General features: G+C 53.3%; 19 protein-coding genes. 9 read left to right on the forward strand and 10 right to left on the reverse strand.

The genetic code is table 11. The features are described 5' to 3' along the window. Nucleotides 1-51: 51 nt before the first annotated feature. Nucleotides 52-813: a tetratricopeptide repeat protein gene (locus tag ACI0FJ_RS14210; RefSeq protein WP_424304555.1), complete on the reverse strand. Its 762-nt coding sequence runs from the start codon at nucleotides 811-813 to the stop codon at nucleotides 52-54. Nucleotides 814-1275: 462 nt separating this feature from the next. Here ACI0FJ_RS14210 and ACI0FJ_RS14215 point away from each other — a divergent pair, with 462 nt between their 5' ends. Together ACI0FJ_RS14215 and murI are read left to right on the forward strand one after the other, a co-directional pair. Continuing rightward, the gene (locus ACI0FJ_RS14215) at nucleotides 1276-1512 is read left to right on the forward strand and encodes a hypothetical protein (protein ID WP_424306578.1); all 237 of its coding nucleotides are present in this window, start codon (nucleotides 1276-1278) and stop codon (nucleotides 1510-1512) included. 147 nt (nucleotides 1513-1659) lie between these two features. Beyond that, nucleotides 1660-2481 (forward strand): glutamate racemase, encoded by an 822-nt coding sequence (gene murI, locus ACI0FJ_RS14220; protein ID WP_424304556.1) that lies wholly within the window; start codon nucleotides 1660-1662, stop codon nucleotides 2479-2481. A 122-nt stretch (nucleotides 2482-2603) separates the two neighbouring features. Here the strand turns inward: murI and ACI0FJ_RS14225 are convergent, their stop codons facing one another. Then, the gene (locus tag ACI0FJ_RS14225; RefSeq protein ID WP_424304557.1) at nucleotides 2604-3794 is read right to left on the reverse strand and encodes a PhoH family protein; all 1191 of its coding nucleotides are present in this window, start codon (nucleotides 3792-3794) and stop codon (nucleotides 2604-2606) included. A gap of 59 nt (nucleotides 3795-3853) precedes the next feature. Between ACI0FJ_RS14225 and ACI0FJ_RS14230 the strand changes: the two genes are divergently transcribed. Together ACI0FJ_RS14230 and ACI0FJ_RS14235 are read left to right on the forward strand one after the other, a co-directional pair. Next, entirely contained in the window at nucleotides 3854-4501 is a 648-nt protein-coding gene (locus ACI0FJ_RS14230; protein WP_424304558.1) for a class I SAM-dependent methyltransferase, read from the forward strand. Nucleotides 4502-4706: 205 nt separating this feature from the next. Beyond that, on the forward strand, nucleotides 4707-5351 hold the full coding sequence (locus ACI0FJ_RS14235; RefSeq protein WP_424304559.1) for a peroxiredoxin: 645 nt from the start codon (nucleotides 4707-4709) through the stop codon (nucleotides 5349-5351). A 215-nt stretch (nucleotides 5352-5566) separates the two neighbouring features. Here the strand turns inward: ACI0FJ_RS14235 and ACI0FJ_RS14240 are convergent, their stop codons facing one another. The 6 genes from ACI0FJ_RS14240 to ACI0FJ_RS14265 form a co-directional block, all read right to left on the reverse strand. After that, a complete protein-coding gene (locus tag ACI0FJ_RS14240; RefSeq protein WP_424304560.1) occupies nucleotides 5567-6268 on the reverse strand; it encodes an Abi family protein in 702 nt (233 codons plus the stop codon). Between the two features lie 274 nt (nucleotides 6269-6542). Further along, nucleotides 6543-7472, reverse strand: a complete 930-nt coding sequence (locus tag ACI0FJ_RS14245) for a DMT family transporter (protein WP_424304561.1) — start codon at nucleotides 7470-7472, stop codon at nucleotides 6543-6545. 127 nt (nucleotides 7473-7599) lie between these two features. Continuing rightward, nucleotides 7600-8412: a helix-turn-helix domain-containing protein gene (locus ACI0FJ_RS14250; RefSeq protein WP_424304562.1), complete on the reverse strand. Its 813-nt coding sequence runs from the start codon at nucleotides 8410-8412 to the stop codon at nucleotides 7600-7602. 292 nt (nucleotides 8413-8704) lie between these two features. Next, on the reverse strand, nucleotides 8705-9400 hold the full coding sequence (locus tag ACI0FJ_RS14255) for a DUF2290 domain-containing protein (protein WP_424304563.1): 696 nt from the start codon (nucleotides 9398-9400) through the stop codon (nucleotides 8705-8707). Beyond that, nucleotides 9397-11541: a DEAD/DEAH box helicase gene (locus ACI0FJ_RS14260; protein ID WP_424304564.1), complete on the reverse strand. Its 2145-nt coding sequence runs from the start codon at nucleotides 11539-11541 to the stop codon at nucleotides 9397-9399. Before ACI0FJ_RS14260 ends, ACI0FJ_RS14255 begins: the two co-directional genes overlap by 4 nt. 463 nt (nucleotides 11542-12004) lie before the next feature. Further along, nucleotides 12005-12592 carry a DJ-1/PfpI family protein gene (locus ACI0FJ_RS14265; protein WP_424304565.1) on the reverse strand — a complete coding sequence of 196 codons (588 nt, stop codon included), beginning with the start codon at nucleotides 12590-12592 and terminating at the stop codon, nucleotides 12005-12007. A gap of 245 nt (nucleotides 12593-12837) precedes the next feature. Between ACI0FJ_RS14265 and ACI0FJ_RS14270 the strand changes: the two genes are divergently transcribed. Next, nucleotides 12838-13026, forward strand: coding sequence for a hypothetical protein (locus ACI0FJ_RS14270; RefSeq protein ID WP_424304566.1), 189 nt, complete (start codon nucleotides 12838-12840; stop codon nucleotides 13024-13026). A gap of 359 nt (nucleotides 13027-13385) precedes the next feature. Here ACI0FJ_RS14270 and ACI0FJ_RS14275 read toward each other — a convergent pair whose 3' ends face one another. Continuing rightward, entirely contained in the window at nucleotides 13386-13784 is a 399-nt protein-coding gene (locus tag ACI0FJ_RS14275) for a DUF3568 family protein (protein WP_424304567.1), read from the reverse strand. A 696-nt stretch (nucleotides 13785-14480) separates the two neighbouring features. Between ACI0FJ_RS14275 and ACI0FJ_RS14280 the strand changes: the two genes are divergently transcribed. Then, the gene (locus ACI0FJ_RS14280; protein WP_424304568.1) at nucleotides 14481-15929 is read left to right on the forward strand and encodes an ATP-binding protein; all 1449 of its coding nucleotides are present in this window, start codon (nucleotides 14481-14483) and stop codon (nucleotides 15927-15929) included. Between the two features lie 73 nt (nucleotides 15930-16002). Here ACI0FJ_RS14280 and ACI0FJ_RS14285 read toward each other — a convergent pair whose 3' ends face one another. Continuing rightward, the gene (locus ACI0FJ_RS14285; protein ID WP_424304569.1) at nucleotides 16003-17109 is read right to left on the reverse strand and encodes a two-component system sensor histidine kinase NtrB; all 1107 of its coding nucleotides are present in this window, start codon (nucleotides 17107-17109) and stop codon (nucleotides 16003-16005) included. A gap of 143 nt (nucleotides 17110-17252) precedes the next feature. On the opposite strand from ACI0FJ_RS14285, the gene rimO reads away from it, so the two are divergent. The 3 genes from rimO to sppA all read left to right on the forward strand — a co-directional run bounded on the left by rimO (nucleotide 17253) and on the right by sppA (nucleotide 21411). After that, nucleotides 17253-18572 (forward strand): 30S ribosomal protein S12 methylthiotransferase RimO, encoded by a 1320-nt coding sequence (gene rimO, locus ACI0FJ_RS14290; protein ID WP_424304570.1) that lies wholly within the window; start codon nucleotides 17253-17255, stop codon nucleotides 18570-18572. Nucleotides 18573-18779: 207 nt separating this feature from the next. Then, entirely contained in the window at nucleotides 18780-20516 is a 1737-nt protein-coding gene (locus ACI0FJ_RS14295; protein ID WP_424304571.1) for a 30S ribosomal protein S1, read from the forward strand. Continuing rightward, nucleotides 20506-21411: a signal peptide peptidase SppA gene (sppA, locus tag ACI0FJ_RS14300; RefSeq protein WP_424304572.1), complete on the forward strand. Its 906-nt coding sequence runs from the start codon at nucleotides 20506-20508 to the stop codon at nucleotides 21409-21411. The genes ACI0FJ_RS14295 and sppA overlap by 11 nt, the downstream gene beginning before the upstream one ends. Nucleotides 21412-21475 lie beyond the last annotated feature (64 nt).

Below are 21475 nucleotides of genomic sequence, written 5' to 3' on the forward strand. Positions count from 1 at the left end.
TGGAACAAAACCAGAGGCGGGCGGTGTGCCCGGTGGGGAAAAACGCTCGGACTACAGGAATATTCTGTTGCCCGCGGCGCCCCGTTCAGCCACCAGAACCAATTGGTGGCATTCGTCGAAATCGGGATTCAGCCCAAGGGCTTTTTTACCATGGGCCATGGCATTTTCAAACTCGCCGCGTTCATAGTAGGCCCGGGCGATGTTGTACAAAAGGTTTTCGTCATCGGCACACAGTTCAAGTGCTCTTCTGTAATACCGAATGGCCTGCTCCAACATGCGCGACTTGCGCATCCGGATGCCGAAGTCGTTGAAAAGATGTTTGTTGTCCGGCCCGAATGCGGCGTCCAGGGTGATGATCTTGTTGAACACCATGTTCGCTCCGGAAATGTCCCCGCGTTCCAGATAGATAAGGCCAAGGCCGAACACGCCGCGTACATGGTCTTCGGCCATGGACAGGGCGCACTTGTATTCGAATTCCGCAGTGTACAACGCGCCCTTTTCGCGCAGCTTTTCACCACGCTTGACGTGTTCTTCGAGCTTTTTTAGCTGGGGCAGGACCTTCTTGAGGTAGACGGCGGGTTCGGGTGTGTAGTTGGATAAAAGCTCGTCTTTGGAAATGGATTCAGTTTTGCTGATCGGAACCATGTTCTGGTTGAGGGGGGCCATGGTGAGGCGGTTGTCGGCGTGCTGTTCCACGAAAAAATAGACGGTTTGCTCTACCTTCCGCTTTGTTACTCCGGTGCCGATGACCATTTTCTTGGTCGTTGAAAAGACGCCCTGAAAAGGCTTGGGGGGGTGTTGGGGAGAAATCATTCTGCGTCCTGGGCCGCACGGGTTGCGCGGCTAAATAATATTTTCATCCGAAATATTCCTATCTGCGGACTAGCCTCGGTCTAGTAAATTTTACAGCTCTTTTCCAGTGGAAAATGGGGGCAGCTTTACGGGATTTTCGTTGAGACCTTGCCATGTCTGCAAAAGCTTTTTTTCAGCTTCCGGCAGGTCCAATCTGGTAGATTTTTTTTTGACCGGCAATGATTTTAGGGGCGTTGTTCAGTGGGGAGTGGGACAGCTTGTCGAGAGGATTTCGTTGGTGGAAGAAAAGAGCGGTTTGAGGAAAAAAGCGCTGGAAAACTGCATCTCAAGAGGGCGGAAGTGGGAAGAGCGTACACCGGATGCCGGATTTTCAGTTGTCCTGTGTATCGTCACCGGGTAGAATACGCCTCTTGCCGGAATGTTCCGGCGGGAGATTTTTTTCCATTGGGAGCCAACCGCCAGATGATACTCAACGCCAGCCAGCTGCGCGCCCTGCGTCAGCGAAACGACGAAGAACTTCGCAAAGGATCTTTCGCCAAACGGGGATATCCGGCCAACACCATCCAAGACCTGCTGCAGACCATCGACGCCGCGAAAAAGGAAAAGAAGAAGTGGAAGAAGCTGGCCCAGGACCGGGGCCAGGCCTTGCGCGGCATTCTCGACCTGGCATCCAAGACCGACGTGAGCAACGGCGACTAGTCCAATGCCCGGCCCTGTGGGCAACAGTTTTTGCAATGGCCTGCGTATCCGAAATCTTTGCCTTCCGCTCCTTTTTGAGCCGTTGAACAATAAGCCACCTGTCAGGTGCGACCGAGCGATCAACCCGGCCAATAGGTTTTTCCCCGCATGAATACTTGTCCCAACACATTGCCCATAGGCGTGTTCGACTCCGGCGTGGGCGGACTCACCGTGCTGTCCGCATTGCAGCAAAGGCTGCCCGGAGAAAGCTTTCTCTATTTGGGAGACACGGCCCGTGTTCCCTACGGCACCAAGACACCCCAGTCCGTAAGCCGCTACGCGTTGCAGGCCACCCGCCATCTGGTGGAGCGCGGCATCAAGCTGCTGGTTACGGCCTGCAACACGGCCAGCAGCGTGGCCCTGCCCGCCCTGTCCGCCGCCTATCCCCACATCCCCGTGGTCGGCGTGGTCGAACCCGGAGCGCGCGCCTGCGCGGCCAATTCCGCAAGCGGCCATGTGGCTGTCATTGCCACGGAGAGCACCATCAACAACCAGGCCTATCAGCAGGCCATCCGCAACCTGCGCCCCCAGGCCCGGATAGAGGCCCGTCCCGCACCGCTCTTGGTGGCCCTGGCCGAAGAGGGCTGGAACACCGGCCCGGTGGTGGAGGCCATTGCCCGCTCCTACCTGGACCCCATGTTTCAGGCGGACTCCCGGCCCGACTGTCTGGTGCTGGGCTGCACCCATTTTCCCGTGTTTGCCCCGGCCCTGGCGAAAATTCTGGGGCCGGACGTGTGCATTGTGGACTCGGCCCAGACCACGGCCGTAGAAGTTGCGGACATCCTTGCCCAGCGCGGACTGTGCGCAAACGGTGACAAAGGCGGAACGGTCTTTATGGCCACGGACGGACCGGAACGCTTTGCCAGGGTGGGCAGTCTTTTTATGCACCAGACCCTGTGCTGCAACGACGTGGAAGTGGTGGACCTGTAGGGGGGCCGAAGACGGAATAACGACGTCGTTCTATAAGTAATGATAAGGCCGACGTAGGGAGGGCATCCCTGCGTCGGCCTTTTTTATTCGATTCATCAGCCCTGTTCCGGCTGCTTCTCTTTTTACAACCCCGATTTGATGACCAGGTCTGTAATGGGACCGCGCGACTTGTCGCCCTTCAGCACAAGGTGGGCGTACAGCTCGTGGCCCTTGAACTTTTTCACGATCCAGTTGAGCCCGTTGTTTTCCTGGTTCAGGTAGGGGTTGTCTATCTGCCGGGTGTCCCCCAGGCAGAAGCATTTGACGCCCTCGCCCATGCGCGAGAGCAGGGCGCGGACTTCGGAGCGCGACATGTTCTGGGTTTCATCCAGAATAACCACGGCATTTTCAATGTTCATGCCCCGTATGTAGGCCATGGGCAGCAGTTCGAACTTCTTCATGTCGAATTGGGGCGGGTAGGCCTCGGCATTGGTGAACAGGCGGTTGGCCGGGCGCATGTCGTGCAGCTTCATCAGCAGATCCGTCACATATTTGGTGTACGGTTCCATCTTCTCTTCGACCCGGCCGGGCAGGTAGCCGAGCTTCTGGCCGATTTCTATCATGGGTTTGACCATGAAGATCTTCTGGTGGCTCTTCTTTTCCAGCACCAGATGCAGGGCGCAGGCCAGGGCCAGGAAGCTCTTGCCGTACCCGGCTTCGCTCTGTACGGAAACCACATCGATGCCCGGGTTGGTCATCAGTTCCATAACCAGGTTCTGGAAGATGTTGCGCGGGGTGACGTTCCATATCTTGTGCTGATAGTGGATGACCTTTTCCCCATCCGGGCCGAAAAATACGGGCTTGCCCTCGTCCCACATGAAGCAGTTGGGCAGTACGTCCTCGCGGCTGTCCACAAAGCCGGTGTAGAATTCGGCATCGGAGCGGAACGGCAGGGATTCCCGGTAGTCTTCGTTGCGGATGCCCTTGGTGCTGGCCTGCAACTTGAGGATTTTGTCGTTGGTTACCAGGATGGGGTCGATAATGTCGCTTTTTTCAATTTCATCCAGAATATAGTTGTCCACATGTCCGGAAAAGGCCTCGGAAATATTGGACGTGTTCATTATGGTGAACTGTCCGTTGCTTTCACTGAGGGTATTGACCACTTTGGTGACAATGTGTCCCAGGCGGGGGTCCTTGCGGAATTTGTTCAGCTCCAACAGAACGTGGTAGGGGATGTAGACGTCGTTTTCCACGCCGTTGCGCAGTCTGTGCAAACATTCGGGGTCTTCCAGCAGGACATTGGTGTCCACCACAAAGTGTTTTCTGTTTTCCATACGGCTCATCCTACGTTGGCAGTTGAGGGTGGGTGCAGAGAACTCTCCCGGAGGAGAATATGACGGCATCCGATGCGTACGCGGGCATAGCTCCCGTGTACGACGCAAGTGTGGGACCATTGTTGCGCCCCATGTACAGGGCGGTCTGTTCGGTTGTGCACGCCGAGCTTGGGGACGGAACGAGGCGAGTGTTGGATATCGGCTGCGGAACGGGGGCGTTGTGCGCCTCTTTGGCGCGAATACGAAATGGGAAAGGGGAGTTGGGCGTAACCGGTTTGGACAGCTCCGGAGCCATGTTGCGCCGGGCTGCGGCCAAAACGCGGGGAAGCGTGGTATATGTTCGGGGAAACGCTGCCCAAACAGGGTTCAAACAGGCCTCCTTTGATATAGCCACCATATGTCTTGCGCTGCACGAAAACAAGCCCGGCGTTATTGCGGGCATTCTTGGGGAGGTGCGCAGGGTAGTGCGGCCCGGCGGACTGCTTGTGGTCGCGGACCATGCGAGGGGCACGGGGCTTTTTGGGAAAATGTTTTCCCTTGCCGCGTTGCCGGTGGAGCGCCTTGCCGGGATACATCATTATACAATGTACAGGCGCTTTATGAGGGAAGGCGGAGTGGCAGGCTGCCTTGTCCGCCATGGATTTCGTGTTGATCAAGCCCATTCCTTGTATGGTGGAACAGTCGCCATTCTTCTTGCCAAGTGGTAGCAAGGCCTGGTGACAGGTGGGTGACACCCGCATTGCCGTGGATTTTTTCCCTGTTTTCCTTGGAAAAGTGGGAGGTGGGGACGTTCTGGAAAAAAAGGATGGAGAAAAAGAGGAAAATGCGTGATTTTGGGGTTGGCAAAGCCTAACTGTTTTGATAAAGATTGATTCGTAAATAAGATTTATACCTAACAAGGAGCAATACACCATGAGCGAGCACGAACACTGCGATCACGAGCACGAACACGAAGAATTCCCTGAAAACGCCGCTGTGGGTCAGAAGGTTCCCTTCTTCACCCTGACGACGTTTGACCCGGAAGAGGGCTTTTTCGGTGAGTTTTCCCTGGAAAAGGCCGTGGAAGACGGCAAGTGGACAGTTCTGTTCTTCTACCCCGCAGACTTTACCTTTGTTTGCCCCACGGAACTGGCAGACCTTGCTGCAAAGCACGCCGAGCTGAAGGAACTGGGTTGCGAAGTCGTGTCTGTGTCCACAGATACGGAATTCGCCCACCTTGCCTGGCGCCAGAGCGAAAAGCTGCTGGAAAACGTGAAGTTCCCCATGGGTTCCGATCCCACGGGCGCACTGGCCGACTTCTTCAACATCTATGATTTTGAAAGCGGCCTTGCCCTGCGCGGCACATTCATCATCAGCCCGGACGGGGTACTGGTTGCCTCGGAAGTGAACTACCCCAACGTGGGACGTGACGCCGACGAACTGGTCCGCAAGATCAAGGCCAACGTCTATTTGCGTGAAAATCCCAACGAAGCCTGCCCTGCCAAGTGGAATACGGGCGACAAGACCCTGACTCCCTCGGAAGAGATTGTAGGCAATGTGTACGATGCGCTGAAGTAGGTTGCTGAAGTTAGGCTGCTGAAAAAGGCACGCTAGCTGCGTTGCTGCGGAATTTTTAAGGCGCTTGTGTACAGAAGAGTACACGTCGCTTTTAAAAATCCCTGGCGTCTTGCTTTCGCACCTTTTTAAACAGCCTGTTCAATTAGGTTGTTAAGAAATCAAAAGGCCCTGGATGTCATCGTCCGGGGCCTTTTTCGTGGAGTGTGGTTTTCAGCTTACCGTCTGAAAAGGCCCTGTGTTGTCAGGGAGAGCAAAGGCTCTTTAAATGGAAGCGTTCCTGCACCATATATTTCCGGGAATTTGTCCATGAGCAATGTGACTTTGAAAAGGCTGGGATTCAGCCAAAGAATGAACTGAAGAATCAAGTTGTGCTTTTTGTGTAAGTCTTCAAAATACCAGACAGGTTCGTGGTGAAAAATTCTGTTCCGGAATATTCTGATTTCGTTGAGCGATTCGGAAACAAAGCCCCGTTTGGCCTTCCGAGAAATTTGTGCAACCTCGGAAAAGGCCTTTTTCATTAGTGGTGGAACCAGAGTATTCCGATATCTCGGGTGTAAAAGAGCGGTCCAGAAGCCAAACTCCAATTCGGCAACCACTTTGCCTGGAGTTTCCTTTTCTGCACGGCGTGTTATTTTGTCTTTGGCTTTTGCTATCTGATTCGATTGATAAGAGTCTAAAGGGCCTGGCGTATCAAACCACCATTCTGTTTCGAATTTTTCGCTTAGGGCAGTATGCATGGCGTTACGTAAGGCAACTTCCAGATGCTGAAGCAGAGGGTAAAACGAAGTACACAGTTCGGTATTCCAAAGATAGCGCAGCAGGGCGTCGAAGCTTCGTTCGCCCGGATACCGTCGGTACGCTTCCAGCCGTTCCGTAGAAAGCGAGCTTTCAATAAATACTGAAAATAATTCTTGCATCAAAAAAGAATGATCCCTATTTTATATGGGCAATGCTCAGGAGCGACCCCTCTTGGTTTCATGCCAATGATGTCCCTGGGCTCTTGTACCAAACCCCGCAATTGCGGGGTTTTTTTTAGCCCGACGAGATATACGCCAATCCCCCGGCTTTTGTCTTATTCTAAATTCGAACACGTCGGAGCATGAATTTCTTTTGAAAATACAACAAAAAAGGCCCTGGATGTAAGTGTCCAGGGCCTTTTTTCGTGGAAAGAAAAGAGGTTACCGTCGTCTGCTATTTGCCGCCCGACTGGGCCAGCCACACGCCCAAAAATACCAGCATGCCGAACAAGCATTGTATCATGGTCAGGCTTTCGCCCAGTACGATCCAGCCAAAGCCCACCGCTGCCACAGGGACAAGATTGATGAATGTGGACGCGTGTCCGACGGGGATGCGGCTGAGGCCCCAATTGTACAGGCCGAATGCGCCGATGGTGACCGGACCGCCCAGGAAGATCACGATGGCGATCATGCGCAGGTCCCAGACAGCCGGATCGGCATGCGCCACGGAAACAATACCGGGCAGAAAGAAGATTGCTCCGGCCAGGGTCTGCAACGCGGTGAGCGACCACGGCGTGTAGCGGCTGGAAAGCTTTTTCACCACAAGCATCTGGGCCGAGGCGCAAATCATGGCCCCAAACTCCAGCGTGTTGCCCAGCACGGGATTGGACGCGCCGGAAATTTTGCCCCCGATAAGGGTAAGACAGATAACGCCGCCAATGGACAGCACCATTCCGGCCATGGCCCGGGATGTCAGCCGCTCCCCCAGTGTCAGGGCCGCCCCAAAGGCAACCAGCAGGGGAACAGAAGCCGCAATGATACCTGCCTGCGACGAGGTCGTGTATTGCAGGGCATTGGATTCCAGCAGAAAATACAGGCAGGACTGCAGCAGCGCCGCCGGGGCCAGAAGTTTCCAATCGCCCGGCCTGTAGGCCTTGCGCCCTTGCCTGTAGAGCCGTCCGGCAAACGGCAGCAGAACCAGAACTCCCAGCCACATGCGCAGTCCCATGACGCCGCTCGGGCTCAGAACGCCCACGGCCAGCCGCATGGCGGAAAAGGACGCTCCCCACAAAAGCACGGCGCACAGCAGGGCCAGATACGAAACCGCGGCTCCCAGATTGTTGGTGGCGCTGTCCGGCTCAAGGACCATGGTGGTTTGTTTCATTGTTCTCTCCCAAATATAAGATCGCGCCCGCACAGTACATTTTACCGTGCCGAAATGGTTTTGGCGCTGCATTTCATGGTTGCGGAAGGGGGGTGCCTACAACTGATAACCGGAAAAGTGAAGGTGATTATCCGGTTGCATACTGCCGGGGGGTGGCTCCCATGTATTTTTTGAACGTATTGCTGAAATGGCTCTGGTCCGTGAATCCGGTGGCCAAAGCGATCTCGGCCGGAGCAAATCCCTTGCGGAGCATCAACCGCGCCGCCTCCACCCGCTGCTGCGTCCGGAAGACGTGCGGCGGCAGGCCCGTGGTTCGCTTGAATACCCGCAGAAAATGATAGCGGGACAGCCCGGCCACGTTGGCTGCCTGCTCCAGGGAAATGCGCTCCTCAAGATTCTCGGCCAGAAACTCCTTGGCCCGGCGCACGCCGTCCGGCTCCCGGCCAGGAATCGGAGGGAAACTCTGCAAACTGGAAAAACGTCTGCCCAATCGGGCAAAGGCCGCGGTAAGCACCGATTCCTTTTCCAGCCTTTCAGCCGGGCTTCTGAGCAGCTCCATGGCATGGCACATGAGCTCCCACAGGATACGGTCTTTGCCGACCACGCGGCAGAATTCGGGAAAAGGCGTGTCGCGTTCCCCCACATCGCTGAGAAGTTCACGGAACCACTCGGCCTGTACGTGGAATGTGCGGTAGGTGACGCGTTCGTTCCAAGCCGGAATACCCGAATGGACCTGCCCCGGATTGATAAGGCACACCTCTCCCGGAGCGACGAACGAATCATCCTCGCCCTGCTTGCGGCACCAACTGCCGCCCCGTTCCATACAGCCCACAAGGTACTCGTCCTCGTGCCAATGGTTGGGGAAAACATGTGCGCTGGAAACAACCAGCCCAACCTCCAGGGCGGGAAGCTCCTTGTCGCGCCAGTATGTCACGTTCATAACAAATCACGTCCGTGTTCTGGCTTATCTGTATCTCAGGTGTGCAGGAATTTCTTGTAGAAAATTGCCACTTGCAATGGGAGGATGGGATGCGTCGGGAAAAGGATGCAAGCAGGACCAGAGGCGCTGCCTCTGGACTCCGCCGGGGCCATGATGGCCCCGGACCCTTTTAGTGTGAAAGCTGCTAACATTTGGCAAATAATTTAATAAATAGTGTTGCCCAAAAAAATTTTAGTCCAAAAACAATTTCCATGAGCGCATAGAAGCCGCAATATTCTGTTTTATGGAAAAATTATCTAAAATGTATGACAGAACGGTCATCATCTGAAAAGTAATCACTTTGAATTTGTGTGCACATTCCTCTCTCTTTTTTGATTAATTTGTATAATTCATCGGAATAATTATTTGCAATGTCATTTTTTTTATGTACTACATGAAAATAATACATGTTACATATCAATAGTGAAAACATCATTGGTGTTAAAAATATAGAAGAAGACCACCTGTCATCGTGGTAAAATCCTATGTGGAAATGAGCTGCAGGGTGTAGACGCTGCTTGTAACAAGAAGGGGAAAAGTCGTATCGAATGCAAGGAACGCCGTAATGTTCTTTTAGTTCAGATATTAATTGACAATACTCTTCATAATCCAAACGCCCTTCCTCAAACATTTGATTACAGTCTAAAATATAACTAGGCTGCTCTCCTCTCAGTGGATTCGGATAAAAAGCATACCTCACACTACAGTCAGAAATATTAAGTAATGAAAATTGGAAAAAAGAGTAATCCCTTAATATTATGTTGTAATCCTGCGTTTCTATCGCCTTGAGGTATAAATTTTTGTATTGAGTGGTTCTGTCCAAGGATAGTTTTTTAAAGTCACTGGTTACTCTTAACGATGTAGGGCAGCGAACAGCAAGCAGTAACCCCACTTCATCAAATAGTGAGGCAGATTTGTTGATGCTTATCGTAAAATTACGAGGGTTCATAAGTCACTCAGACCTTGAAGTTGGTCAGCTATTTCATCCTCATTAAGGCCAACGCTTTTCAGTTCTTCAATAAATTTGTCCTTAGCTTTGTTGATCTGTTTTCGTTTTTCACTCAAATCATGCTGAATAATATTTATATCAGCAGGATCGGGATACTCGAAAATCAGATGAGGAGAGTTTTTCAAAGCGGTTTCAACTTCACCTAAAAGAGACCTTGCATTTTCTCCTATCCCGCTAATCCTGAGCCATGCTTTTGATCTAGTGAACGCAGTAAAAAGTCTATTTCTTGGAGATCTTGTTTTTTTCGTATTTGAATTAATGCTATCAATACCAAGAACAAAAACGACAGGGGCCTCATTTCCTTTTGCTCGATAAACAGTAGACATGGTTACATTGTTTTTTACAGTGAAAACTGTCGATGAATATGGATTTGTGAGTATGTTGTTGACGGATATTTCTGACGAGTTCAGTTGTTCTGAAATCAGGGAGAAGTATGTGCGTGCGTTTCTATCGTCGATAGATATTACCAGTATGTCTTCTGGGCTCAACCCCTCCTTTATAAAACCCAAAATTCCATTAGATACCCACTCTATCTCGTCATCAAAATCTGATGCCACATATGTATCTATCAAATCGCCACTGCCTTCATAGTTCTTAATCGACAGTGGGCTGTTTGTCTCGGGGCGTTCAATAGATACAGAACTCCCAGCTTGACACCTCCCTTGTACAACATTGTATCCTACATCATTCCAATGTTCTTCACTTTCAAGCATCTGCACTATTGTATCGTAAATACCAAATCCAAGAGCGTGGGCAGCAATTAAAATTTCTAAAGGGGTTCTGTAGCATTTCTTTAAAACTGTATCATTACTCATATATTGAGGAAGTCTTTGATGCTCAGATGCTCTCTCTAAATCAATAAGTGCGTCCCCTTTTTTGTCAATTCCAAAAAAGTCAACTGCTGTTTTTTGTTTTACGTCTATAATACTTTGCAGTTCATCATATGCCCATATTATAGTCTTGTCGTCCCTTTCGCCTTTAGCCAGTTTAAAACAGAGTCTAAAAAAAGATTGTGGAAAGTCTTGAGCTTCATCAACAATTATAACATCATACTTTGGGTTTATTTTTTGCTCTTTTTGTAAATCTCTGCATACAAAATCAAAAGGTTTAAGAGAGCTAATTTTTTTTGCTTCCTTTAGGGGGATTGGTGATACTCCATGTTCTATTGCTGTATTGTAGTAGACTCCTTCAACGATACTTCCACCCCATGCGTGCATTATATGAATTTTATTCCAATTTGGTGCTACGCTATTGTAATGTTCACAAAACTTTGAAATGTACATTTTGATAAGGTCATATAGGCTTTTGGTGTAGAATGTGAACAATATTAATTTTTCTGGATCATCAATATGAATTTGAGCAACTTTCATCGCCAAAACAATTGTTTTGCCTGAGCCAGCCAAACCTCTTATCCGCTGTGGCCCTTTAAGCAAAGTTATTGCAGCTTTTCTTTGGTGGAAGTCAAAATTTGAAATCTCTTTTTCAAGTTCAGCCAAGGCAGACAGCTTTGTGGCTGCAAATTCGGGAGCAACCTCTCTTCCCTTTTTTTTCCCAAGTGCCTTAGCACCTTCAAGAATAGACCGAGCTTCTAAAAAAATCTCTTCTGACAGAGATTCTTTTAATGTGAACAATCCGAAAATATCTTTAAGTCCTGAAAGTGAAACTGAGATTTCAGATTCATAGCCTTTATTTGTAATGTCAATGTTTCTCGGACTGCTAACGTATATAACACTGTTAATGTCTATTGAAAGTTGTCTTTTGCTCTTCAGCACCTTGCTCTTCTTGAGAAGACCTTCAACTAATCCATAATAATGACTAATTCTTTCATCTTCATCATTGATAAATTTTTCTGATATAATAGTCTCGAAGACATTCCCGATTATTACTACTCCATGTCTGTAAGACAAAACAACTATAAAAGGGCGAGTTACTTCATCTTCGTAGTCACCAATTGCAGGAAATTTGTAATACAGTACAGCATCTTCAAGTTCAAAATCTTCCCTGTTGTCATAAAGGTATTCAACTACCTCTCTAGCTTTATCGTCACCTATAAATGTGTCTGTTCCAATTATTCTTTCCACTGATAGTACCTTGTCATATTCGGCTATAGTTGGCGTTGAGTAGGGCCCTAAGGGAGAAAGACTCAAATGGAGTATCTGTGCCTAAGATAACTACTAAACTAAAATAGTAATAATTTTCTATCATATTTACAATCCGTTTGTCTTCTTTGCTCCGGCGGGCAAAACGGTGGTCACGAGGAGAAGTCAGTTGATTTCTGTAATAACGAGTTGTTTTTATAGGTGGCCCCTATCCCGATTAGAAAATTAAAATCATAACAGGTTCTGGGGCTGGGAAAGGGCCAATGTGGCATGTTTTTAGCAAGAGGGAGTTCTTTAACGAAAATGCGGATTCGGCAGGCTGTTGAGAAGGCTTGAGAGCAAGGCGTTAGAGAAATTCAAGGCCGACGCGTATTTTTTCGATACGCGAGGATTTGAATTTCTCGCAGCAACGCAGCTATCAGGCTCTTCTCAACAGTCGTCATTTTTAAGCTTCGATCTTTGTACCGACCAACTCAAGAAACTTGCGCATCCATTCGGGATGGGCGGGCCAGGCAGCCGCGGTTACGAGGTTGCCGTCCACATGGGCATCGGTAAAGGTTTCGTTCTGGGAAACCCAGATGCCGCCAATGGTTTCCAGTTCGGGCTTTACTGCCGGGTAGCACATGCCTTTGCGGCCCTTCATGTCCAGCACCGGGGTAAGCAGCTGCATGCCGTGGCAGATGGCGGCAATGGGTTTTTTCGCATCGTCGAACGCCTTGACCAGGGCCAGAACTTCGGGCGACAGGCGCAGGTATTCGGGAGCGCGTCCGCCAGGGATGACCAGCCCGACGTAATCGTCCGGGTTCACCTTGTCGAAGGCATAGGTCAGCATGAAGTTGTGACCGGGTTTTTCCGAATAGGTCTGGTCGCCTTCAAAGTCGTGGATGGCTGTTTTCACGGTTTCGCCCTGCGCCTTGCCGGGGCAGACGGCGTGCACTTCGTGGCCGACCATCGTCAGCATCTGAAAAGGAACCATGACTTCGTAGTCTTCGACATAGTCGCCCACGATCATAAGAATTTTTTTGGCTGCCATGGGATTGACTCCTTGTTGCGCATCGTTTTGAGTATTGGAAGGGAAATACAGTCCTCGGAATTCTATGTTGAAAATGTAGTTCACCAGACGTGTATGTTCAAGAGGTAAAAAAATTACCTCGGCCTGTTAAAAAAATGCTGCGCCCCAAGGGGCTGGCGTCCGGATTTTGCCGGGCACGGCGTGTGCATGGTATTTTACGGAGCGACCAGAGGGAAAATTGTACCTGCCTGAACAAGGAAAAAAGCATGAAAGAATCAAAGCTGCCGCCGTCATTGGTCCGGGCTGCCCGCAAGGTGATGGAAGAGCATCCGGAAATGGTGGAAAAGATCGAAAACGCCGCCGAGCTGGCCCGTTCGTCCCTGCTGAACGGCAAGCTCAAGCCTGTTATTTCCGAGGAGTTTCGGAAGAGGCTGGAGCGGTGGAGTAAAAAGTAGCTTTCAGGCGTCAGGCGGCTGAAAAAGGCACGATAGCGGCGTTGCTTCACCACTTCCAGAACCCTCGTGTATATGAAGAATACACTTCGGAACCTGGAAGAGGCTCGCGCCTTGCTCTCGCCCCTTTTTGAACCGCCTGTGGGGGAGTTCCCGCCCATGCTCGTCTCTTTTTGCAGCGTCAGTCCAGGCAATAGGACTTCACAATTTTTTTACGGCCACCGTTTAACGCCAAATAGCCCCGGAAAGCGACGCTTTCCGGGGCTATTTGGCTGTAAACATAATGCGGGAAGGCCATCATGGGCTCCGCAGGCCATCATGGCCTTGGCGGGGTGTGGGGCAGCGCCCCACATCTCTATAACCTACAGATGGCGCGCGATGGCGTCGTGAATGCGTTGTGAAGCGACCTTGTCGCCGGTAAGCCCGACGCGCACGCTGATCTTGGTGATTCTTTCCGTCTTGGAGTCCATGGTGATCCAGACGTCGCGGTCCGAATCCTTGGCATCGATGCTGGCTTCGGTAAGGTTCTTGGAGTGTTTCTTGACGGACAGCCCGAGGTCTTTGCACGCGGCCATGCCGGCTGCGTAGGCCTGGTTGACCGTGACATTGTAGTCTTTGTTCAGCCAGCCGGTAACATAGTAGTAGGTACCGCCAGCCGCAGCACCGCCGACAATGACGGCAGCACAGCCGGAAAGGCAGAACAGGACGGCCAAGGTGGCCGCAAGGCATTTGATTTTGCGTATGGGACTTGAAGTGTGCATTCTCTACTCCTTTGTTGGCATGCGGGGTTCTGTACTGGCATCCTATACACGTATAGTTTTGCAATGGCAAAAGGCAGGCGGCTGAAAAAGGCGCGATAACTTCGTTGCTGCGGTGCATTCAAGACGCTTGTGTACATAAGAGTACACGGCGCGTTTGAATGCGCCTTGCGCCTTGTTCTCACACCTTTTTGAGCCGCCTGCGGGAGTAGGGAAAAGGCACGATAACGGCGTTGCTGCGGTGTATTCGAGACGCTTGTGTACATAAGAGTACACGGCGCGTTTGAATGCGCCTTGCGCCTTGTTCTCCCACCTTTTTCAGCCGCCTGCTAAAATGAGAAAAAGGCGCGATAGCGGTGTTGTTTCACCTCTTCCAGAACCCTCGTGTATAAAAGAATACGCTTCGGAACCTGGAAGAGGCTCACGCCTTGCTCTCCTCCCTTTTTTCAGCGTCAGCCCAGCCAGTCGGGCATCACAATTTTCTGTTGAAAATCAGCCTTCTCATGGCCTCCGTGTACCGCCTCGCAGGCCATCATGGCCTTGGCGGGGTGTGGGGCAGCGCCCCACCAACTGCCGCCACATTGATCAATCCGGGACATTCCCTTACAACGAGGCTGCACTTTATGTTATAGTTATTCGAGGTGTCCGCGCAAACTTTCTGGACGCCGACCATCTGCACGGAGACGTGCCGGGAGAACCATGCTCAAACCTCTTCACGGGGCATGCATTTGCCTTGGTTGTTTTCATACGCCCGACCGGCAGGCGCTGGCTGATCTTTTTACGGAAGCCGGGGCCGGTGTAACGGTGCCCGATCATATGGTGGATGTCCTGAATTTTCTCAAGGACGGATGTTGTCATCTGCTGGTGGCCGACCTGGAAGACCTGCGCGGCAATGCCGAGAATTTCTTTGCCCTGGAAGCTCCGGACGTTCCGGTGCTGGCTGTTGTGGCAACCGAGGGTAACCTTGTAACGGCCCTGGACCTGGGAGCCGACGAGGTTTGCCTGAGGGGTGCGGACAGCAGGTTGCTGGTGCACCGTGCCCAGGCCCTTACCCATCGTTGCGCCTGCCACAGCGGGCATGTCATCTGCCGCCGCTTTGAAGAGGAGCGGCTCAAGCATGTGCTCAAGAACATGCCCGTGCTGGTCTATGCCTGCGATGACGACGGAAGCATTGTATTTTTCAATCCCGAGTTCGAGCGCATCACCGGCTTTTCCGCCCCCGAAGTTCTGGACAATCCCGAGGCCATGTCTCTTATTGCCCCGGACGACAGCCGCTTTGTGGCCGCCTGCCCGGTGGACGTGTCCAAAACGGGAGCTCCGCACCCGGAATGGGCCTTCAGGAACAAACACGGCAATGACAGGGTCGTGCTCTGGTCGCACATGGCGGAATCCTGTCCCATTCGCGGCTGGAACAGATGGGCCGTGGGCGTGGACGTTACGGACTACAGCCGTCTGGAGATGTTGCGTCGCGAGGTTGAACGGACCGTGCAGCACGATCTGCGCAACCCGCTCAACGCCATATTCGGCTTTTCCACCCTGCTTTTGGAGGATGACGATCTTTCGCCCAACGCACGGGATTTCATAAGCCGCATTCAGGAATGCAGCCGTCGCATGGTGCGGATAATCAAGAGCTCGCTTTCCCTGTTCCGGCTGGAGCAGGGCGAAGGAACGCTGCGCCCCGTGCGGGTGGAGCTGGCGCCCCTGCTGCAAAGTTTGTGCGAGGAAGCCGGGGCAACAGCCAGAAGTGCCGGAGTGGAGGTGAAGCTGGAATATTCCGGTGCTACAGGTGCGGCTGGCGTGACCGGTGCCGCCGGAGATGTCGCGGTACTGGGCGAAGGGCCGCTGCTGGAAACCCTGTTCGCCAATTTGGTGCAGAATGCAGTGGAGGCCTCGCAGAAAGGGCAGATGGTGGAGGTCTGCTTGGCGTCGGGCAATCCGGTCAGGGTGACCGTGCATAACCAGGGCGTTATTTCCGAGGCTGTGCGGGAAAATTTCTTCGAGCGTTATGTCAGCGGCAAACCCGGCGGCACGGGCATGGGCACCTATCTTGCCAAGCGTATCGCCCGGCTGCACAACGGCGATGTGGACTTTGTGAGCGATGCCGAACACGGCACCACGCTGACCGTAACCCTGCCTGCGGCAGACTGAGTCGGGCTTTTTTGGGGGCACTTGGCGCGGGTGATGCTGTCTGCATCTGCCCTGCGTTTTTAACTTTTTTCAGCTATTCGCTTTCGGCCGGAACCGGCGGCAGACGCACGGTCACTGTGGTTCCCTTGCCCGGTGTGCTCTGCAACACGATTTCCCCGCCCATTTCATCGAGCATCTTGCGCGACTGCGGAAGTCCCAACCCTGCGCCCTTTTCCTTTGTGCTGAAAAAAGGGTTGAACACGTTGGAGAGCAGCTCTTCGGGGATGCCGAGTCCGCTGTCGGAAAGCTTGATGCTGGCCATTTCCCGGTCAAGCCCCGTCGTGATGGTCAGCTTGCCGCCCTGGGGCATGGCTTCGAAGGCGTTGTTCACCACGTTGATGAGAATCTGCTTGAGGCGTTCGCTCTGTGCCAGGACCAGGGGCAGGTCTTCGGAAAGCTCGGTCTGTATCTGTATGGCTGGCGACTGGCTGCCGTCGGCGGTCTGCTGCTTTTGTTGTTGCTTTGCGATCTCCAGCACGTTGCGGATAACCTCGTGCGCGTCGGTTTCGCCCACCTTGGCCGTTGTGGGGCGGACAAAGTCGGAAAAGCTGGCCAGGATGTCGTCCAGCCGCTTGGACTGCTCTATAATGATATTGACCTTTTCCCGGGCGGTTTCCTGCAGCAGGGGGTCGCGCAGCAGCGAGTTGGCGAATCCGCTGATCATGAACAGGGGGTTACGTATTTCGTGCGCCACATAGCTGGAAAGCTCCCCGATGGCGGCCAGTCGTTCCGACTTTTCAAGTTGTCGTTTCATGTGCCGGGTTCGGGTGACGTCGCGCCGTATTTCGGCTATCAGGGGATGTTCTTCGTCCGGAACGGGCAGGGGAATAACCGTGAGGCGGATGGCGCGGGCCCGTCCTTCCAGGTCGGTCACCGTGTATTTTGTCTCCACCGTCTGCCCGGCGAGGGCCTGGGAAAAGGACGATTCCGGGCCGTCCGGCCCTCCGGGTTCGCCCTGCAGGATCTCCTTTGCCGGGCAGTTGCAAATTTCCTTTCTGTCCAGACCGCGGATCCGGCAAAAGGCGCTGTTTGCAGTCACGATGTACCCTTTCGGGTCCATAACGAGAATTTCTTCGTCCACCAGGTCCAGGAGGGCCAGGGACGAGTAGATGCAATAGGATGTCGAGTCGTTGGACGTCATTATAAGCTCCCGGGAGTTATGGGGACCGGCATGGGCCTGTCGCCATTCTAAGGGATTTTGTTCAAAACATACTACCGCCAGCGGGGCAGGGGGACAATTATTACTTCACTTGTCTCTGGCGATGGGTTACAGGGCACGGATTCATGCCGATCAAAGTTCACAGTATCAGCCTCGGATGTCCTAAAAACAGGGTGGACACCGAACACCTGTTAGGCTCCCTGCACCAAATGGGGGGCGGTATAGTTGCGGTTGAAGAACCCGACGAGGCCGATCTCATCTTCATCAATACATGTGGTTTTATAGCGCCTGCGGTGGAGGAATCCGTCCAGACCATTCTCGAGTGCGCTTCGGCGGCTGGCGAAGGGGCGGGCAAGCGTCCGCTGCTGGCTGCTGCCGGATGCATGGTCAGCCGCTATCTGGGACAGATAGAGGAAGGCCTGCCCGAGGTCGATCTGTGGCTTCCCCTGAACGCGAAAGAGCGCTGGCCCGCCATAATTCTGAAAGCCATGGGGATGGAAGCCGAATATTCTCCGGCCCGGCTGCTTTCCACCGGCCCGTCGTTTGCATATCTCAAAATTTGCGAAGGATGCGGACATAATTGCTCGTTCTGCACTATTCCGTCCATTCGCGGGCCGCTTTCCAGCCTGCCGCAAGAGGCAATTGTGAACGACGCCAGGGAAATGATTGCCCAGGGCGTGCCCGAACTGGTCGTGGTGGCCCAGGACGTTACTGCCTATGGCCGCGACCGGGACGAGAAAAACGGCCTGCTGCATCTGCTGGAAAAGCTGATCCCCCTGGACGGGTTGCAACGGCTGCGGCTGATGTACCTTTATCCGGCCGGGCTTACCGACGAGCTGCTTTCCTTTTTGCGCGACGCGGGCGAGCCGTTCGTACCCTATTTCGACATTCCGGTGCAGCACTCGCACCAGGGCATTTTGTCCGCCATGGGCAGGCCGTTTGCGCGCGATCCCCGGCGGGCCCTGGACAAGGTGCGGAGCTACATCCCCGAAGCCGCGCTGCGCACCAGCATTATCGTCGGCTTTCCAGGGGAAACGGAAGAACATTTTTCGCATCTGCTCAATTTTATTGAACAGACGCGCTTTCACCATCTCGGCGTATTTGCCTATCAGGCCGAAGACGGCACGCCTGCCGCAGAGTTTGCGGACCGTGTGCCCGAGGACGTGGCTCTTGCCCGGCGGGAACGGGTCATGGAGCTTCAGGCGGAGATAAGCCGGGAGATGTTGGAGGAATATGCAGGCCAACGCCTGGATATTGTTGTGGATGAGGTTTCTCCGGAATGGCCGGGACTACACGTCGGAAGGACGTGGTTCCAGGCTCCGGAGGTGGACGGGGTGACGTATCTCAGCGGCCCCGGAGTTCAACCGGGCATTGTGGCCCGGGCCGAAATCGTGGAAACCAAGACCTACGACCTTGTAGCGCTGGCCGATCAGCCGGAAGACTGACGGCGTGGCCGAAGGGATTATTTTTTCCTAGATGGTACGGGGGATGCGCAGAGCTGTATAAATAAGCCATGCGCGGCTGGAGGACCGGGGAAAAGGTAGCTTTTGCCGGTCGTGGTCAAGGACTTTCACGGATTTAGGCTTGCCATGTCAATAGCGCATGTGCTAGGGCCAGGAAAATTTTCGGCAGAGGAATTTGGAGGTATTATAATGATTGTACAGGAACCACAAGACGGATCAACTATGACGACCGACTTTGAATCGATGGATTTTGAAGCCGCTCTCGAAGATTACCTTAACGCCGACTTCGGCGATTTGGAAGAAGGGAGCATTGTTAGTGGCGAAGTCGTGAAAATCGACAAGGACCACGTCCTGGTGGACGTGAACTTTAAGTCTGAAGGTCAACTTCCGGCTGCTGAGTTCATTGATGCCGAAGGAAACTGCACAGTAGAAGTCGGCGACAAGATTGACGTCTTCGTGGTCAACAAAAACGAAAACGAAGGCACTATTACCCTTTCTCGTGAGCGGGCCAAGCGCATGAAGCTGTTCGACAAGCTGGAAGATGTCCAGCAGGCCGATCAGACCATCACAGGCCGCATCATCCGCAGGGTCAAGGGTGGCTACACCGTGGATATGGACGGCATCGAAGCCTTCCTGCCCGGTTCCCATGTTGATCTGCGCCCCGTGCCGGATATGGACGCCCTGGTCGGCCAGGAGTTCGAATTCCGCGTACTCAAGATCAACCGCCGCCGCTCCAACGTCATTGTTTCGCGCCGCGTTCTGTTGGAAGAACAGCGTGATGAAATGCGTTCGCAGCTGCTGGAGGATCTGGAAGAGGGTCAGAACATCACGGGTAAGGTCAAGAACATCACCGAATACGGTGTCTTCGTGGACCTGGGCGGTCTCGACGGCCTGCTGCACATTACGGACATGTCCTGGAAGCGCATCAAGCATCCCAAGGAAATGGTCCAGCTTGGCGACGAAATGGAACTGAAGGTTCTTTCGTTCGACCGCGATAGCAACAAGGTCTCTTTGGGCCTCAAGCAGCTCGTACCCGATCCCTGGGAAAACATTGCCTCCAAGTTCCCCCAAGATACGAAACTTACCGGTAAGGTTACCAACCTTGTCGATTACGGTGCCTTTGTCGAACTGGAGCCCGGCGTGGAAGGCCTGGTGCACATCTCCGAGATGTCCTGGACCCGCAAACTGCGTCATCCTTCCCAGATGGTCAGCGCTGGTGAAGACGTTGAAGTCATCATCCTCGGCGTGGATCAGGACAAGAAGCGCATCTCCCTGGGCATGAAACAGGTCAAGCCCAATCCTTGGGACGTGGTTGCCGAGAAGTACCCCGAGGGAACCATCCTCGAAGGCGCTATCAAGAACATCACCGAATTCGGTCTGTTCATCGGCATCGAGGACGGCATCGACGGCCTCATTCACGTGTCCGACATCTCCTGGACCAAGAAGGTTCGTCATCCCGGCGAAATGTTCAAGGTCGGCGACATGGTACAGGCCAAGGTCCTGACCGTGGACAAGGAGAACGAGAAGTTCACCCTGGGCGTGAAGCAGCTTACGGACGATCCTTGGAACCTGGTTCCCTCCAAGTACCCCACTGGCTCCATCATCGAGGGCCTGGTAACGAACATCACCGATTTCGGCCTGTTCGTGGAAGTGGAAGAGGGCATCGAAGGTTTGGTCCACGTTTCCGAAATCAGCTCCAAGAAGATCAAAGATCCTTCCGAGCTGTTCAAGGAAGGCGTCACCATCCAGGCCAAGGTGATCCATGTGAGCGCTGATGAACGCCGTCTCGGCCTGTCCATCAAGCAGCTCAAGGAAGAAGAAGAGAAGAAGAAGCCCAAGGAATTCCGTTCCGGCGGATCCTCCGACGGCGGCGGAATAAAGCTGGGCGACCTGCTCGCCGCAGCGGAAGCGCAGGATGAAGAATAACGGGAACACGCCCGGCTTCAGCCAACGGCACCCGTTTATCTTCGGCTTTATGCTTATAATGGTGGCCATGGTCCTCCTTGGGGGGACCATGGCCGCTTTGCGTGTGTGGCTCTTCGGCGACGAACTGGCCATACATCCCGGAGCCAAACTGGGTATTGTCCGGCTGGAAGGGCCCATAGTCGGCAGTGAAAAGGTCAACGACTGGATTGCCGAGCTCAAGCGCGACGATTCGGTAAAGGGCGTGCTCCTGCGGGTCAACTCGCCCGGTGGCGTGGTCGCTCCCAGCCAGGAGATGTTCCAGGCGGTGCGCAAACTCGCCAAGGTGAAGCCCGTTGTCTGCAGTATGGCGTCCATGGCTGCCAGCGGCGGCTATTACGTGGCCTGCGGTGCAGACGTGGTGTTTGCCAATCCAGGCACCATCACCGGCAGCATCGGGGTGCGTTCCGAGTTCGTGGACCTGCGCAGCCTCATGGAAAAGCTGGGCATACGCCACGAGCTGTTCGTTACCGGAAAATACAAGGGCATGGGCTCGCCGTTTCACGAAATCACCCCTGCCCAGCGCGAACAGCTGCAGGGCATGATAGACGACGTCCATTCGCAGTTCGTACATGATGTGGCCGAGGCCAGGAAAATGGACGTGAAGGTCGTTGAGAACCTTGCCCAGGGCCAGCCCTTTACGGGCAGGCAGGCACAGGAGAACGGCCTGGTGGACAAATTGGGCGGCATGGACGACGCACTTACGTACCTGAAAGCCATGTGCAAGCTGGAAGGCAAAGTGCCGCTGCGTGACGGACCCGAGACCAAGAAGTCCGGGCTGCTCAAGGAGCTGCTCTCGTCCATTGATTTCCATCTGGAAATGTCCGAAGGACCGTCGTTGCGCATTGTGGCGCGTTAAAAATTTCTCCAGCGTATGGCGGACCGAGTTCGGCCTGCGCAGAGGGCGAAAAAGTCAAGCGTTG

Source organism: Desulfovibrio sp. 7SRBS1, assembly GCF_049723905.1.
Taxonomy (GTDB): domain Bacteria; phylum Desulfobacterota; class Desulfovibrionia; order Desulfovibrionales; family Desulfovibrionaceae.

Coding starts and splice junctions, on each gene's coding strand:
- ACI0FJ_RS14255 (WP_424304563.1), bottom strand. CDS start 9,400: ATGAACCCTCGTAATTTTACGATAAGCATCAACAAATCTGCCTCACTA.
- rimO (WP_424304570.1), top strand. CDS start 17,253: ATGCCGATCAAAGTTCACAGTATCAGCCTCGGATGTCCTAAAAACAGG.
- ACI0FJ_RS14285 (WP_424304569.1), bottom strand. CDS start 17,109: ATGACGTCCAACGACTCGACATCCTATTGCATCTACTCGTCCCTGGCC.
- ACI0FJ_RS14225 (WP_424304557.1), bottom strand. CDS start 3,794: ATGGAAAACAGAAAACACTTTGTGGTGGACACCAATGTCCTGCTGGAA.
- sppA (WP_424304572.1), top strand. CDS start 20,506: ATGAAGAATAACGGGAACACGCCCGGCTTCAGCCAACGGCACCCGTTT.
- ACI0FJ_RS14245 (WP_424304561.1), bottom strand. CDS start 7,472: ATGAAACAAACCACCATGGTCCTTGAGCCGGACAGCGCCACCAACAAT.
- ACI0FJ_RS14215 (WP_424306578.1), top strand. CDS start 1,276: ATGATACTCAACGCCAGCCAGCTGCGCGCCCTGCGTCAGCGAAACGAC.
- ACI0FJ_RS14280 (WP_424304568.1), top strand. CDS start 14,481: ATGCTCAAACCTCTTCACGGGGCATGCATTTGCCTTGGTTGTTTTCAT.
- ACI0FJ_RS14270 (WP_424304566.1), top strand. CDS start 12,838: ATGAAAGAATCAAAGCTGCCGCCGTCATTGGTCCGGGCTGCCCGCAAG.
- ACI0FJ_RS14230 (WP_424304558.1), top strand. CDS start 3,854: ATGACGGCATCCGATGCGTACGCGGGCATAGCTCCCGTGTACGACGCA.
- ACI0FJ_RS14250 (WP_424304562.1), bottom strand. CDS start 8,412: ATGAACGTGACATACTGGCGCGACAAGGAGCTTCCCGCCCTGGAGGTT.
- murI (WP_424304556.1), top strand. CDS start 1,660: ATGAATACTTGTCCCAACACATTGCCCATAGGCGTGTTCGACTCCGGC.
- ACI0FJ_RS14295 (WP_424304571.1), top strand. CDS start 18,780: ATGATTGTACAGGAACCACAAGACGGATCAACTATGACGACCGACTTT.
- ACI0FJ_RS14210 (WP_424304555.1), bottom strand. CDS start 813: ATGATTTCTCCCCAACACCCCCCCAAGCCTTTTCAGGGCGTCTTTTCA.
- ACI0FJ_RS14275 (WP_424304567.1), bottom strand. CDS start 13,784: ATGCACACTTCAAGTCCCATACGCAAAATCAAATGCCTTGCGGCCACC.
- ACI0FJ_RS14265 (WP_424304565.1), bottom strand. CDS start 12,592: ATGGCAGCCAAAAAAATTCTTATGATCGTGGGCGACTATGTCGAAGAC.
- ACI0FJ_RS14235 (WP_424304559.1), top strand. CDS start 4,707: ATGAGCGAGCACGAACACTGCGATCACGAGCACGAACACGAAGAATTC.
- ACI0FJ_RS14240 (WP_424304560.1), bottom strand. CDS start 6,268: ATGCAAGAATTATTTTCAGTATTTATTGAAAGCTCGCTTTCTACGGAA.